The following is a 14,466-nucleotide window of genomic DNA, read 5'->3' on the forward strand; positions in this document are numbered from 1 at the left end:
TGGCGTTTTAACCAAACTCTTGATACTCCTTAATTCCTTAATGGTTAATATTTCATTTTAATGCTTATAGCTGTCACTCAACTTATCTTCTCCAGTGTTTATAAGCATTTATCAATCCATTTGTAGAAGTATCGTGTGAAGTGATTTTATCATCATTTTTCAATTGTGGAAGTACTTTCTTGGCTAATTGTTTCCCGAGTTCTACGCCCCATTGATCAAAACTGAAAATATTCCAGATAACGCCCTGTACAAATATTTTATGTTCATAAAGCGCTGTAAGTGCTCCTAATGAAAATGGCGTAATCTCTTTAAGCAAGAATGAATTGGTGGGTTTATTTCCTGTAAAAACCTTAAATGGAATCAACTTTTCCATTTTCGATTTATCCATCCCACTTTCTTTAAGTTCAGCGGCCACTTGATCTGCGTCTTTTCCATTCATTAAAGCTTCCGTTTGGGCGAAAAAATTAGAAACCAATATAGGATGATGTTCTCCAATTGGGTTATGGCTAATGGCAGGCACTATAAAATCACAAGGAATTAAATGCGTTCCCTGATGAATTAACTGATAGAATGCATGCTGTCCGTTAGTACCGGGTTCACCCCAAACTACGGGACCGGTGCTATAGGTTACGTCATTTCCATTTCTATCGGTATGTTTCCCGTTGCTCTCCATATTTCCCTGCTGAAAATAGGCCGGAAAACGGTGCATATATTGATCATAAGGTAAAATAGCTTCAGTTTCAGAACCGAAGAAATTAGTATACCATAAACCAACCAGCGCCATAATAACGGGAATATTCTTATTAAACTCTGTTGATCTGAAATGATTATCGGTTGACTCGGCACCTTTTAATAATTGTTCAAAATTATCATACCCCACCGTAAGTGCGATGGAAAGCCCTATACTACTCCAAAGGCTATAACGACCTCCTACCCAATCCCAAAACGTGAACATATTTTCAGGGTCTATTCCAAATTTCTCAACCCCAGCTTTGTTAGTGGAAAGGGCTACAAAATGCTTTTCAATATATTTTTCGTCTTTAGCCGATTTTAAAAACCATTCACGCGCAGTGTGCGCATTAGTCATAGTTTCCTGAGTAGTGAAAGTTTTTGAAGCGATAGTAAAAAGTGTTTCATCAGGGTTTAAATCTTTTAAGGTTTCCACTATGTCGGTTCCATCTACATTAGAAATAAAATGCGCGTGAATTCCTTCAATCCAATACGATTTTAAGGCTTCAGTCACCATTACAGGACCAAGATCGCTTCCACCGATTCCTATATTAACAATGTTCTTTATTTTCTTCCCAGTATATCCCTTCCACGATCCACTATGGATTTTTTCACAAAAAGCCTTCATTTTCTGACGCGTTGCTCGAATTTCTGGCATAATATCTTTCCCGTCAATGGTAACTGATTTCCCTGAGAAGTTTCGTAGCGCAGTGTGCATTACTGCCCTATCTTCGGTTTCATTTATTTTTTCACCAGCAAACATGGCTTCCCGCGCAGTTTTCACCTTACAATCAGCTGTAAGTTGCAGAAGCTTCTCAAGTGTTTCGTCCGTGATGATGTTTTTGGAATAATCAAAAAGGATGTTATCAAACTTAATAGACATTTTTTCAAACCTCTTGGAATCTTTTGCAAAAAGGTCCTTCATCTGCACCTTTTTCATATCGTTCTGATGATCGATTAATGCTTTCCAAGCTGGTGTTTCTGTGGGATTAATTTTTGGGAACATAATTGAAATTTTTAGAGAATTATTTTTTAAAGTGTTGTGCTTTTAGAATAAAAATTATGACTTAAGGCCGGAAGACGTAGGACTAAACATTGGTTAAAGATTAAGAGATCTTAACGCCTTTCCTATTACATTTCCTTAGGATGTCTTTAAGTAATATCACTCAAATTATATTAATTTATTTTTTTTTATAAACGAGAGGCTGCGAAGGTATCTAAATACCACACCACTTTTTTATCATTTGAATTGATTAATCGAGCCGGATATTGCTTAACCGAACTCGTTGTATCTTCCAAAACCTGATATACCGCCTCAGACTTATCTTTTCCAAAAACCAAAAATGCAATATTTCTTGCCTGATTGATTAGCGGTGCCGTCATTGTAATTCTATACATATCTAGTTCTTTAACAAATACCGACTTAATAGTGGCTTCCGTTTCTTTCACTACGGTAGTATTTGGAAAAAGGGAAGCGGTATGTGCATTATCGCCAAGTCCCAAAAGTATAAAATCAAATTCAATTGATTTATCTTGAAAATGGGCCATTATGGAATCTGCATATCTCTGGGCTGCTTCCTCAGGAGTACCATTAGTAATAACATTAAAAACATGAGATTCGGAAATGCCCAACGGATCAAACAAAGCTTCTTTTGCCATTAGAGAATTTCTTTGTGAATCAGCCCTTGGAACAAAGCGTTCATCTCCAAAGAAAAAATACGTTTTATCCCAATCAATCTTATTTCTATACTTTTTAGAGGCCAATAATTTGTACAATTTTCTGGGAGAATTCCCACCGGAGAGCACAAAATTGAATTGTCCACGAGCATTAATTGCCTCTTCTGAAGCATCGCAAATCGCTCTTGCCAAAGCGTTTAACAAATCATTCAAATCCTTATAAATGTCTAATCCCATTTTTAGTCTTTTTTATTTTTTTCCGGCAGATTAAACCAGTGATATCCATCTTTGGCGATAAGAGCTTCTGCGTTTTCTGGCCCCCAAGAATCGGCTGGATAGTTTGGAAAATTGGCTGATTTATTCTTTTCCCAAAAATCGAGTACGGGCATAATCATATCCCATGCTTCTTCTACTTGATCTGCACGCATAAATAAGGTTTGATCTCCTGAAATGATATCCAGTAAAAGCGTTTCATAAGCTTCCGGCGATTCTGATTTAGTTTTTCCCATATAGTCAAAAACCATATCAACCGTATTTAGCGTCATTTCTAGGCCGGGTTTTTTGCTTTCCAATTGAAATCTAATCCCCATATCGGGTTGTATACTGATAACAAGTCTGTTCTGTTTCGGAACATTCCCTTCTTCACCATGGAACATATTATGTGGCACTTCCCGAAATTGAATTGTGATAAGTGAAGCAGTTTTAAAAAGTCGCTTGCCGGTACGTAAATAAAAAGGAACTCCCTGCCAGCGCCAGTTATCCACATAAAATTTTAATGCTGCATAAGTTTCGGTATTGGAATTGGAATCTACATCCTCCTCGTCGCGATAACCAGGCACTTCTTTTCCTTCTACCCATCCTGAACCATATTGTCCTCGAGCAGCAATTGTGTCTACCTTTCCAGGGTTTATTTTTCTCATGGCCTGCAATACCTCTACCTTACGATCTCTGACTACGTCAGCATCAAAACTAATCGGTGGTTCCATAGCAATAATACATAACAGCTGTAACAAATGGTTTTGAACCATATCGCGCAAGATTCCTGCATTGTCAAAATAATCTCCTCGGGATCCTACTCCAATTTGTTCGGTTACCGAAATTTGTACGTGTTCAATATGGTTACGGTTCCAAAGAGGTTCCATGATTGCATTGGCAAAACGAAAGGCCATAACATTTTGAACTACTTCTTTCCCTAAATAATGATCGATCCGATAAATCTGTTTTTCATTAAAGATAGTGAGCAACTTATTGTTTAGATCTTTTGCAGATTGCAGGTCGCTACCAAAGGGTTTTTCTATTACAATACGTGTAGTTTTCTCGTTATTCTCTAATTTACTTTTGTGTAAATTCTCGGCTATAGTGCAAAAAAATTCTGGTGAAACCGCGCAGTAATAAACTATGGAAGGGTCTTCTTTCCACTCTTTTTTAAGGGCATCTATTCTCGTTCCAAATTCTTTATACTCAGAAGCATCTTTTATATTTGCTATCTGATAGCTGATATGCGAGGCGAACTTTGACCATTCTTCCTTTTTAGCTTTCCCCCTACGCGAAAATTCATTTACTGCATCCAATAGCGAACTTTGGTATTTAGCATCGGTAAATTTGCTGCGTCCAGTGCCGATGACGGCAAATTTTTCAGGTAGCCGACTTTCAAGAAATATATTGTACAGAGCTGGGATAATTTTCCTTTTGGTAAGATCTCCAGTTCCACCGAAAATGATAAAAATAGCTGAATTTGACTCTTTACTTGATGTCTGTGCCATGATTTTAAAATTTTTAAATCTTTGATTTAATAATACGGTTTATTCCTAATTATTCGCGTCTTCCCATTCCGTATGAAATGTACCTTCTTTTCCAGTGAGCTCGTAGGTATGTGACCCAAAATAATCACGCTGCGCCATAATAAGGTTTGCCGGCATCTCAGCACTTCTGAAATTGTCGAAATAACTTAAAGCTGCCGAGAAAGCTGGTACCGCTACACCGTGTTTCGAGGCATCGGAAACCACAGCTCGAATTCCATCAAGGCTCATAATAAGGTTATCATGAATAGAGTTATCTAAAAACAAATGCTTAAGTTTCGAATCCTTTTTATAGGCGGCAAAAATATCTTCCAAAAATTCGGATCGGATAATACAGCCTCCACGCCAGATTTTTGCAATCAAATCCATATTCAGACCATATTTGTATTCTTCATTAGCATGGTATAGCAAATGCATTCCTTGTGCATATGCCGACATCATTCCAAAATAATATGCCGCTTCCATTTTGGCGATATATTTATCTGCGTTGCCACCGTACTTTATGTCTTGCGAACCAGGGTACATTGTGGAAGCCTTGACACGTAAATCCTTATATTTTGACAAGTCGCGCATTGCCACTGAAATATCAATAATCGGAACAGGTAATCCTAGATCCATTGCGGCTTGCGAAGTCCACTTTCCAGTTCCCGTTGCTTTGGCTTCGTCTTTAATATCGTTTAGCAACAATAACTTTTCGCCTGGCTTTTTATAAGCGAAAATATCCCGGGTAATTTCAATCAGGTAGGATTGCAACCTACCTTCGTTCCATTTTTCATATACCGCATGCATCTCATTATCATTCATCTGAAATCCTTCTTTCATGATTTCATAAGTTTCAGAGATAAGCTGCATCAGCGCATATTCAATTCCATTATGCACCATTTTTACAAAATGCCCTGCCGAACGAGCTCCCATATAGGCAACAGTTGGTTCGCCGTTGACGTGGGCTGCAATTTTTTCGAGAAGGGTCGCCACTGTATCATAGGCCTTTTTATCGCCTCCGGGCATCATACTCGGACCTTTCCTGGCACCTTCTGCCCCTCCGGAAATACCCATACCCAAAAAGAGAAAACCTTTTTCCTCCAAATCTTTGTAGCGACGTTCGGTTTCAGTGAAATGCGAATTTCCACCATCAATAATGATATCGCCTTTCTCCATTACTCCCACCAATTCTTCAATAACGATATCTACAACTTTCCCAGCAGGTACAGACATCATAACCACCCTTGGGACATTCAGGCTCATTACAAAATCCTTGATATTAGCGAAACCGTGGATATTTCCTCGATCCAATTGATTGAGTGCATCTACTTTCTTATAATTGTTGTCATATCCAGAGCAGTTATACCCGTGATCCGCAATATTTTGCAACAGGTTCGAACCCATAGTTCCTAAACCGATCAGTCCGAATTCACTTTGATTTTCCTTTTTCATGATAGTATTATTTTCGTATAAAATTTTCAAGAATATTTTTACTGGTTTCAAATTCTTGATGATGAATAGCGTTCATTTTCAGTTTTTTAGCTGCATCGACCAACATCAGCCTGTCGTCAAAATAAACACATTCTGAAGGTTCCACCTGCGTAATTTGCAATGCTTTTTCATAAATACGTGGATCTGGTTTGCGATACCCGATATAACAAGATGAAAAGAATCCATCGAACACTTCGTGCAACTTAAAAGTGTGAATTCGATACTCATTGAGATCCCAACTTTCATTACTGAGTGCAAATACGGGCAAATCTGTTTGTTTTTTCCATGATTTCACCCACGGAAGCATTTTGGGTAATTCTACTGATTGGGCATACATAAATTCTTTAAATTCCGCTCTCGTAAAATCCCTTGGACAATTAAATATTGTTGTATCGAGGTATTCGTCAAGTGAAATTCCTCCAATCTCAAAAACGTTATATATGAAATTGTGCAGAACGTTCATTTCATCATAATCAAAGTCAAAAAATTTTGCTGCCTTTTGACGCGATTCATGGCCCCAGCCATTGGTGAGCAATACACCGCCAATATCCATAAACACAACTTTTATTTTCGATGGATCAAAATCAGTCATTGCTTTAGTTTTTGTTACGTCTCTGATCTGCTATACTTTTGAGCAATTTATCGTAGGCTTTGTTGAATTTTTCTATTCCTTCATCCACCAGATTCTTGGTGATCTCATCAATATCAATTCCGGTATTCTTTAAGTCATCCATTGCTTTATTGGCGTGATCGATTCCTCTGGTCAGGGTTCTTGCGGCTTCCCCGTGATCCCGAAACGCATCAATAGTCTCCATTGGCAAGGTATTTATGGTTTCTCTTCCTATTATGTTTTCCACATATTTCACATCGCTAAAGGAAGGGTCTTTGGTACTGGTACTCGCCCAAAGTACGCGTTGTCTTTGCGCTCCCTTAGCTTCAAGCTTTTTAAAACGATCACTCGCAATCACCTCCAGGTATATTTGATATGCTTTTTTTGCGGAAGCGACAGCAATTTCCCCTACCAAGTCATCAGCATTGTTTTTCTTCAGCATAGGATCCACCATCACATCAATTCTACTCAAGAAAAAACTGGCTACCGAGGCCAAATTATCTATCGGCTTGTCGGCTTTAAGTCGGTCTTCAAGTCCGCTCATAAAAGCTTCGGTTATTTCACGATAGCGTGGTAATCCAAAGAGCAAAGTTACATTGACATTAATGCCCTTGCTCAGACATTTCCGGATTGCTGGCAAACCTTCTTTCGTTCCAGGAATTTTGATCATTACGTTTTTACGATCCACTCGTTTCCAAAGATCCTGCGCCTGCTTAATCGTTCCTTCCGTATCTCTTGCCAGAAGCGGGGATACTTCCAAACTAACAAAACCGTCCGTACCCTTGGTTTCTTCATAAACGGGCTTAAAAATATCTGCTGCCCTTTGAATATCGTCAATAGCCATATCGAAAAAAATGACTGCATTATCATCTTCATTTTTTGAAAGCTTGGTTATATCATCATCGTAATCCGAACTGCCACTGATGGCTTTTTCAAAAATTGATGGATTTGAAGTGAGGCCGCGTAGATCGTCATCATCTATCAAGCTTTGCAATTTCCCTGAATTCATGATTTCGCGATCAAGTAAATCAAGCCAGATACTCTGGTCTAGTTTTCGTATTTTATTTAATGGGTTCATAATGTAAGTTTTTGGTTTAATGTTTCAAGTTGCAGGTTTCAAGTTATAGGTCTGGCTTCATTGTTTATTGAGTTATAATTTAAATTAGGAATGCAAACCGTCCTGTTTCTCTTTAGTCCTGTTTCCTGAATCCCCTCCTCTGGTGGGCAAGCCTTTAGCCTGATTCTGCTTTTCTCTATTCTTTGTTCTTTATTCTCTATTCTTTAATTCCAATTTCTGAATTTTCCGCAATCGTCTAAGATGTCTTTCTGCTCCGATGAATTTTGCGTTTAAGAACACTTCTACATATTCTTCGGAAGCGGCATATCCTGTAACTCTTCCGCCGAGGCAAATTATATTCATATCGTCATCTTCTACACCTTGATGAGCGGAGAAATAATCGGTGATTAAAGCTGCTTTTATGCCTGAAACTTTATTGGCTGCGACGCAAGCTCCTACTCCACTCCCGCATATTGCAATGCCTCGAAATACTTCATTTGCCGCCACTGCTTTTGCTAAGGGAATCACGAAATCAGGATAATCGTCGGTTTCATCCAACTCCATTGCTCCAAAATCTACAAGTTCAAAGTGGTTTTTTTTTAAGAAGGATTTTATCTTCTCCTTGAGTTCAAAACCGCCGTGGTCTGCGCATATGCCTATTTTTTTAAGTGGTTCTTTTGACATTGATTCTTAATTTAATTTCGTGATTTTTTTTACCACAAAGGCACAGACCTGCCTGCCGGCAGGCAGGGGACACAGGGAAAGCCTACTCTTTTTTGGAAAGCAAAGCCTTTGCTCTTTTTATAACGTTTTCTACAGTGAAGCCGTATTCCTTCATAACCTCAGGTCCTGGTGCTGATTCACCGTATTTATCAATTCCTATTACATCACCATCATCCGTTACATATTTTAGCCAACCAACAGGAGATCCAGCCTCTACTGACAGTCGTTTTCGTATTTTCTTTGGAAATATTTTTTCTCGGTAAGCGTCACTTTGTTTATCAAATAAACTCCAGCATGGCATGCTAACAACTCGTGCCTCAATAGCATCTTTCTTCAATTTTTCCTGAGCGCCTAAAATCAATTGAACTTCAGATCCGGTGGCTATTAAAATAATATCTGGATCGCCATCAGAGTCAGAAAGAATGTAAGCCCCTTTCTCAAGGTTTTTTGCTTTAGCGTATTTATTCTGATCGATAATAGGAAGTTTTTGACGCGTTAAGGAAAGTGCCACAGGTCCATCGGTATGATTAATTGCAACACGCCAAGCATGTGCGGTTTCATTGGCATCTGCGGGACGAATTACCATCATATTTGGAACAGTGCGCAAACCAATCAACTGTTCAACGGGCTGGTGGGTAGTTCCGTCTTGACCTAGCGCAATACTGTCATGTGTATAAACCATAATGGTCCGGATTTTCATGATGGCAGCCAATCTAAGCGGTGGCCGCATATAATCTGAAAATATTAAAAATGTAGCACCATAGGGAATTAGATACTTGCTTAATGCCATTCCGTTGAGTATTGCTCCCATCGCGTGTTCGCGAATTCCGAAGTGGAAGTTACGCCCATCGCGGTGTTTGGGTTCAAAGGATTTATAATCATTGAGATTGGTATCTGTGGATGGTGCAAGATCTGCTGATCCACCAATCATTTGTGGCAAATATTCCGCAATCGCATTCAAGGTTTTTCCTGAAGCTTTACGTGTAGCCATTTCGTCTCCAGGTTCAAAAACGGGTAGTTTCTTCTCCCAATCATCAGGCCATTTTCCTGAAGTGATTGTCTCGTATTCTTCGGCAAGATCTGGATGACGTTTCTTATAATTTTTATATAATTCGTTCCAATCTTCCTCGTATTTAGCAGATTTCTTTCCGGCTTTTCTATAAAAATCCAGAACTTCATCGGGGACAACGAAATTTTTATCCGGATCAAAGCCGAAGTTTTCCTTAACCAAACGCACCTCATCCTTTCCCAAAGGTGAACCGTGCGCGGCTGCGGTATCGTGCTTATTGGGACTTCCATAACCAATATGACTTCGGATGATTATTAACGAAGGCCGATTTGTTTCTTTTTGAGCATTTTTAATGGCTTTCGATACTGCTTCCAAATCATTTATATCAGGTAACTTTTGAACATACCAGCCATAAGCTTTGAAGCGTTCTTCTACATTTTCATCAAAAGCAAGGTCGGTATCTCCTTCAATTGTAATCTCGTTATTATCGTAGAAATAGATAATATTTCCCAGTTCCAGATGGCCGGCAAGTGAAGCGGCTTCCGCAGAAACTCCTTCCATAAGATCGCCATCACTGCAAATAGCATAAATAGTATAATCGAAAATTTTGAAATCCGGTTGGTTGTAGCGCGCAGCAATATATTTTTGGGCAATAGCCATTCCCACTCCATTGGCAAATCCCTGTCCCAAAGGCCCAGTGGTGACTTCAATTCCGGGAGTAAGACCGTATTCTGGATGGCCAGCAGTTATACTGTGGAGTTCCCTGAAATTTTTAAGGTCGTTTAGTGTAATTTTATATCCGGTTAAATACAAATAACTGTATTGCAACATACAGGCGTGCCCACAAGAAAGAACAAAACGATCGCGATTTGCCCAATCTGGATTTTTAGGATTATAATGCATTACTTCTGCCCACAGTAAGTGACCTAAGGGCGATAGCGCCATTGGTGTTCCGGGATGTCCGGAGTCTGCTCTTTGTACGGCATCAGCCGATAAAACTCTTACGGTATCAATGCCTTCTTGAACTATATTTTTACTTTTCATCTGTAGATTATATTTGTTTTTTAATGGTCATACCTGCCTACCTGCAGGCTGGTGTAATTCGCACATCATTTTCAGTATGAACTAAAAATTTTTCGACTGCGCTCATTTCATAACTTTATGCTTCTTCTTTTTCTTTAACTTCCTTTTTTTCTGTCTCAGGATTAAATTCAGCCGGCTTTAATATCATTCCCAAGGGTTGATCGTAGCTGAAATAACTCACCGCCCAATCAATAAAAGTGACGGTTTTATCACGAAATCCAAGCAAGGAAAAAATGTGTACAAACATCCATACGAACCAGGCAAAGCCACCTTGAAATTTGAAATTCGGCAGATCGACCACGGCCCTTTTCCTACCAATTGTGGCCATCACTCCTTTATTGTGATACTCGAAAGGCTCCATCTCTTTGTTTGCAAGAATTTTCAATATATTTTTGGCGAGATGCTCGCCTTGCTGTTGTGCAACCGGCGCCAGCATAGGTAATCCTTTGGGATTTTCAGAAGTAATATAAGCAGCCACATCTCCGATTGCAAAAATATTGTTGGTGCCTTTTACTTTATTATATTCGTTGACCGAAATTCGATGACTGACGATAGCTTCGTCGGGAAAGCCTTTTATTGGTGATCCTTTTACTCCTGCAGACCATATTACTGTATCGGTTGTAAAGCTGCTTCCGTCTTCCATCATGATAGTCTTATCGTCATACTTTTTAACGCGGGTGTTGAGGAAGACATTCACGCCCAATTCCTTTAAATATTCAAGGCTTTTTTCAGAAGCTTCTTGTGACATGCCGGCAAGTAAATCAGGACCAGATTGGTAAAGATTGACGCTCATTTTAGAAAGCGGAAGTTCCGGAAATTCCTTCGGGATAACATGCTTTCTCATCTCGGCCAGCGCTCCGGCGAGTTCAATTCCTGCTGGGCCACCTCCAACTATGGCGATATTCATAATCTCCTCAATAGGTTCTTTTCTATTATTGGCCAAAGCGTGCTCCAGATTTTGAAAAATCCGATTGCGCATTTGCAGTGCGTCGGGCAAGGATTTTAAGGTGAGGAGTCTATTTTTAACAGGTTCGAAATTGTAAAAGTTTGTTTCGCTTCCAGATGCAACAATCAAGTAATCATAATCTATTGTACCAATGGAAGTTGAAATTTGATTTTTATCGATATTGACCGAAAGCACTTCCGCCATTCGAAAGTTGACGTTTTTATATTTACAAAAAATCCGTCGAACGGGATAAGCGATATTTCCGGGTTCCAATCCACCTGTTGCCACCTGATACATCAAGGGTTGAAAATTGTGGTAGTTGTTTCTATCAATAAGAAGCACTTCTACTGATTTTTTATGAAATGATCTAACCATTTTCACACCGCCAAACCCAGCGCCAACTATTACTATTTTAGGTGTTTTCGCCATTAAAATTTACAATTCTACTTTAAAACTCCAAATTTGATTTTTAAGCTATAATAATACTTCATTAAAAAGCATTATTTTAAATGAATTTTTATCATTATAAAATTAAGAACCTAAAGGTAATCTATAATTTTCGTAAATATTTACACAAGCCATTTCATAATTTACAATATTCCCACCTCGAATAAAAGGTTTGAATATTTCCGGTTTAACACGAATTTTTTTTATACTTCAATAGGTTAATTGACTTAGAATATTGTTTTCTTGTTATTCATTATCTTCTTCAAGATCATTGTGATTGTCTCCTCCAAGGCTATAATAATTATTTTCTTCATCTTCTTTCCCTGAGTTTGCTTTGGCCTCGTCATCTTTTGAACCTGGAACATCGAGGTCTTCAGCAGTCATATCTTCCGGAAAATCCTTTTCATTTCGTTGATTAGATTCAACGGGAGGTTTTTTGGTTTTACTTGGATCTTCAGGATTTAAATCTGTTTCTTTTTCGTTGTTATAAATATCCTCGGAAGCGGGATAGTGTGGATAACCGGGAAAACCTTTTTTTTCTGCTTTGTCTTGTTTTTGAACTGGAATTTTATCCTTGATCTGACTGGACTTATGGACATCTTTTTCTTCGTTTTTCATTTTTTTTTAAATTTTGATAATAGCATTGTGCTTTTTGCTATGTAATTATTAGAATTTTGGCAATATTCATCTATTTTGTAGAATCAACCTGAACTCCTTCAATCAGGATACACTATTTTTCCATATCAGGCTTGTATTCACCGCGACATGCGGCTGCATTAAGCTTGACGCGATGGTGCAATGCCTGTTGCGCTTTTTCTATATTTTCTTCCTTTCCATTCCAGATATCAATGGAGGGATGCTGCAAGGCTCTACTAAATGAAAAGACAAGAGCCCAAGGCATTTTAGGTTTATATTTTTTATTCATCGCATTTAAACGCTCTGTTGCCAGTTTCGAAGATTGACCGCCCGACAAAAATGCCACGCCGACAACGGAAGCGGGCACACATCGCAATAAGCATTTTACGGTAGTTTCGGCAATTTCATCTGTGCTTGATTGTTCGGAGCAATCAGATCCAGGTAAAATCATATTTGGTTTTAAGATCATCCCCTCAGCTAAAATGCGTTGTTTATGCAACTGGTCAAAAACAATATGCAATACTTGCTCGGTGACGGATAAGCATGTTTTTAAATCGTGTTTTCCTTCCATCAAAACCTCAGGTTCTACCATTGGCACTAACCCCGCTTCTTGACAAAGTGCCGCATAGCGCGCCAACACAATTGCGTTATTCTCAATACATCTACGTGTTGGAATGCTGTCTCCAATTTTTAGTACCGCTCTCCATTTGGCAAAACGCAGTCCCATTTCGCTGTATTCAGATAGTCTTTCACGTAAACCATCTAGACCCGCGGTTATTTTTTCGCCAGGAAAACCAGCCAACTCCTTTGCTCCCATATCCACTTTGATTCCGGGGATGATGCCGGCATCTATAACAGCTTCTACAAATGGAGTTCCATCGGAAAGCTTCTGTCTAACAGTTTCATCATACAAAATTGCACCGTTGACCCCTTCTTTGAGTCTCGGAGTCGTCACAATCATTTCACGGTAACGTCGGCGCATTTCTGCAGTTTGTGGGATTCCCAAAGCGGCAAAACGTTTGTTACAAGTAGGGTTACTCTCATCCATAGCTAATAGTCCCTTATTGTCAGCCACCATTGCCTTAGCAGTTTTTATTAGTTCGGCTTCATTCATTTGATTCTATTCTTTTTTGATGTGACCATTAAAATTAAATATATCTAACTAAGAAAGCTTATACTATCCGAAGTATAGTTTATAAAATTCCCACCCCAATACTGCAAAAAAAGCACAGAACCTTTTGATCAACTTCTTTACTGATAACATTACCAAGACATTGATCATTAACAAATTAAGAGACATTAAGGATAGGCTGAGCACCTTACTCTCTTAATACCTTAATGGTTCAGAATAATTAAATTATCTTGATGTTTAAGCTTTCTTCAGAGCCGCAATGGTTTCAAAAGGGTTCTTAGATCCAAAAACCGCACTCCCAGCGACCAATATATCTGCACCTACCTTAATAAGTTTTGACGCATTCAATAGATCAACACCACCATCTACTTCTATTCGGGTTTTTGAACCCGTTTTTTCTATTAAATTCCGGACTTTATCAATTTTTCGATAGGTATGTTCTATAAAATTTTGTCCTCCGAAACCTGGATTAACCGCCATAATTAGCACTTGGTCAATATCAAATATAATATCTTCCAGATTGTTTACAGCAGTATGTGGATTAAGCGCAACACTTGCTCGCATTCCTTCTTGCTTAATGGATTGAATAGTACTGTTTAGATGAACGCAAGCTTCTATATGAACTATTAAATTACTCGCACCGGCTTCCTTAAACCTACTGATGTAACGTTCTGGCTTTATTATCATCAAATGTACGTCCAGCGGTTTTGATGTATACTTTTTAATAGCCTCCATCACCGGAAAACCAAAAGAGATATTCGGAACAAAAACACCATCCATAATATCAACGTGAATCCAATCGGCATCGCTTTGGTTGAGCATTTCGATGTCCGTTGCAAGATTGGCAAAATCACCAGAGAGAATAGAAGGTGCTATTAGGTGTGACATATATTTTTAAATGATTATTTGGAAACTATTCAAAGGTCTATACTGATTTCTTCTTCCTGAATTGCTGATTGCCCACTTGAATCTGATAAAACAAAATCTTTAACGTTAAAACAAAAATTTTTAGAGTTCAGTTAGCAGATGTTAGTATCGTAAATTTAGTCTTGTTATATACTAACAAAATAAAGTTGGAGAAAGATCGCTTGATTTTAGCAAACAAAACTATGTTAAAGGTTCTTATTATTAATTTAAAACAATCT

At 38.5% G+C, this 14,466-nt stretch carries 12 protein-coding genes; all 12 read right to left on the minus strand.

Annotation, left to right across the window (positions count from 1 at the left end; genetic code table 11):
* Positions 1-82 precede the first annotated feature (82 nt).
* The 12 genes from pgi to rpe all read right to left on the minus strand — a co-directional run bounded on the left by pgi (position 83) and on the right by rpe (position 14,209).
* Positions 83-1,735: a glucose-6-phosphate isomerase gene (gene pgi, locus G440_RS0101255; protein WP_026449632.1), complete on the minus strand. Its 1,653-nt coding sequence runs from the start codon at positions 1,733-1,735 to the stop codon at positions 83-85.
* 185 nt (positions 1,736-1,920) lie between these two features.
* Positions 1,921-2,643, minus strand: a complete 723-nt coding sequence (pgl, locus tag G440_RS0101260) for a 6-phosphogluconolactonase (RefSeq protein ID WP_026449633.1) — start codon at positions 2,641-2,643, stop codon at positions 1,921-1,923.
* Between the two features lie 2 nt (positions 2,644-2,645).
* A complete protein-coding gene (gene zwf, locus G440_RS0101265) occupies positions 2,646-4,169 on the minus strand; it encodes a glucose-6-phosphate dehydrogenase (protein WP_034258745.1) in 1,524 nt (507 codons plus the stop codon).
* A 45-nt stretch (positions 4,170-4,214) separates the two neighbouring features.
* Complete coding sequence (gndA, locus tag G440_RS0101270; RefSeq protein WP_026449635.1) at positions 4,215-5,639, minus strand: NADP-dependent phosphogluconate dehydrogenase; 1,425 nt, start codon at positions 5,637-5,639, stop codon at positions 4,215-4,217.
* A 7-nt stretch (positions 5,640-5,646) separates the two neighbouring features.
* On the minus strand, positions 5,647-6,270 hold the full coding sequence (locus G440_RS0101275) for an HAD family hydrolase (RefSeq protein ID WP_026449636.1): 624 nt from the start codon (positions 6,268-6,270) through the stop codon (positions 5,647-5,649).
* Positions 6,271-6,274: 4 nt separating this feature from the next.
* The gene (gene tal / locus G440_RS0101280) at positions 6,275-7,366 is read right to left on the minus strand and encodes a transaldolase (RefSeq protein WP_034258748.1); all 1,092 of its coding nucleotides are present in this window, start codon (positions 7,364-7,366) and stop codon (positions 6,275-6,277) included.
* A 189-nt stretch (positions 7,367-7,555) separates the two neighbouring features.
* Positions 7,556-8,029, minus strand: a complete 474-nt coding sequence (locus G440_RS0101285) for an RpiB/LacA/LacB family sugar-phosphate isomerase (protein WP_026449638.1) — start codon at positions 8,027-8,029, stop codon at positions 7,556-7,558.
* An 82-nt stretch (positions 8,030-8,111) separates the two neighbouring features.
* Positions 8,112-10,121, minus strand: coding sequence for a transketolase (gene tkt, locus G440_RS0101290; protein WP_026449639.1), 2,010 nt, complete (start codon positions 10,119-10,121; stop codon positions 8,112-8,114).
* Positions 10,122-10,236: 115 nt separating this feature from the next.
* Positions 10,237-11,535 carry an NAD(P)/FAD-dependent oxidoreductase gene (locus G440_RS0101295; RefSeq protein ID WP_026449640.1) on the minus strand — a complete coding sequence of 433 codons (1,299 nt, stop codon included), beginning with the start codon at positions 11,533-11,535 and terminating at the stop codon, positions 10,237-10,239.
* Positions 11,536-11,799: 264 nt separating this feature from the next.
* Positions 11,800-12,171, minus strand: coding sequence for a hypothetical protein (locus G440_RS0101300; RefSeq protein ID WP_211228185.1), 372 nt, complete (start codon positions 12,169-12,171; stop codon positions 11,800-11,802).
* A gap of 112 nt (positions 12,172-12,283) precedes the next feature.
* The gene (locus tag G440_RS0101305) at positions 12,284-13,303 is read right to left on the minus strand and encodes a class I fructose-bisphosphate aldolase (protein WP_026449642.1); all 1,020 of its coding nucleotides are present in this window, start codon (positions 13,301-13,303) and stop codon (positions 12,284-12,286) included.
* Positions 13,304-13,558: 255 nt separating this feature from the next.
* A complete protein-coding gene (rpe, locus tag G440_RS0101310; protein ID WP_026449643.1) occupies positions 13,559-14,209 on the minus strand; it encodes a ribulose-phosphate 3-epimerase in 651 nt (216 codons plus the stop codon).
* Between the last annotated feature and the right edge of the window lie 257 nt (positions 14,210-14,466).

Source organism: Aequorivita capsosiphonis DSM 23843, from assembly GCF_000429125.1.
In the GTDB taxonomy this organism is placed as follows: domain Bacteria; phylum Bacteroidota; class Bacteroidia; order Flavobacteriales; family Flavobacteriaceae; genus Aequorivita; species Aequorivita capsosiphonis.

What these genes read in the sequence shown, in the direction of transcription:
- pgi (WP_026449632.1), bottom strand. Translation starts at nt 1,735, where the DNA reads ATGTTCCCAAAAATTAATCCCACAGAAACACCAGCTTGGAAAGCATTA.
- pgl (WP_026449633.1), bottom strand. Translation starts at nt 2,643, where the DNA reads ATGGGATTAGACATTTATAAGGATTTGAATGATTTGTTAAACGCTTTG.
- zwf (WP_034258745.1), bottom strand. Translation starts at nt 4,169, where the DNA reads ATGGCACAGACATCAAGTAAAGAGTCAAATTCAGCTATTTTTATCATT.
- gndA (WP_026449635.1), bottom strand. Translation starts at nt 5,639, where the DNA reads ATGAAAAAGGAAAATCAAAGTGAATTCGGACTGATCGGTTTAGGAACT.
- G440_RS0101275 (WP_026449636.1), bottom strand. Translation starts at nt 6,270, where the DNA reads ATGACTGATTTTGATCCATCGAAAATAAAAGTTGTGTTTATGGATATT.
- tal (WP_034258748.1), bottom strand. Translation starts at nt 7,366, where the DNA reads ATGAACCCATTAAATAAAATACGAAAACTAGACCAGAGTATCTGGCTT.
- G440_RS0101285 (WP_026449638.1), bottom strand. Translation starts at nt 8,029, where the DNA reads ATGTCAAAAGAACCACTTAAAAAAATAGGCATATGCGCAGACCACGGC.
- tkt (WP_026449639.1), bottom strand. Translation starts at nt 10,121, where the DNA reads ATGAAAAGTAAAAATATAGTTCAAGAAGGCATTGATACCGTAAGAGTT.
- G440_RS0101295 (WP_026449640.1), bottom strand. Translation starts at nt 11,535, where the DNA reads ATGGCGAAAACACCTAAAATAGTAATAGTTGGCGCTGGGTTTGGCGGT.
- G440_RS0101300 (WP_211228185.1), bottom strand. Translation starts at nt 12,171, where the DNA reads ATGAAAAACGAAGAAAAAGATGTCCATAAGTCCAGTCAGATCAAGGAT.
- G440_RS0101305 (WP_026449642.1), bottom strand. Translation starts at nt 13,303, where the DNA reads ATGAATGAAGCCGAACTAATAAAAACTGCTAAGGCAATGGTGGCTGAC.
- rpe (WP_026449643.1), bottom strand. Translation starts at nt 14,209, where the DNA reads ATGTCACACCTAATAGCACCTTCTATTCTCTCTGGTGATTTTGCCAAT.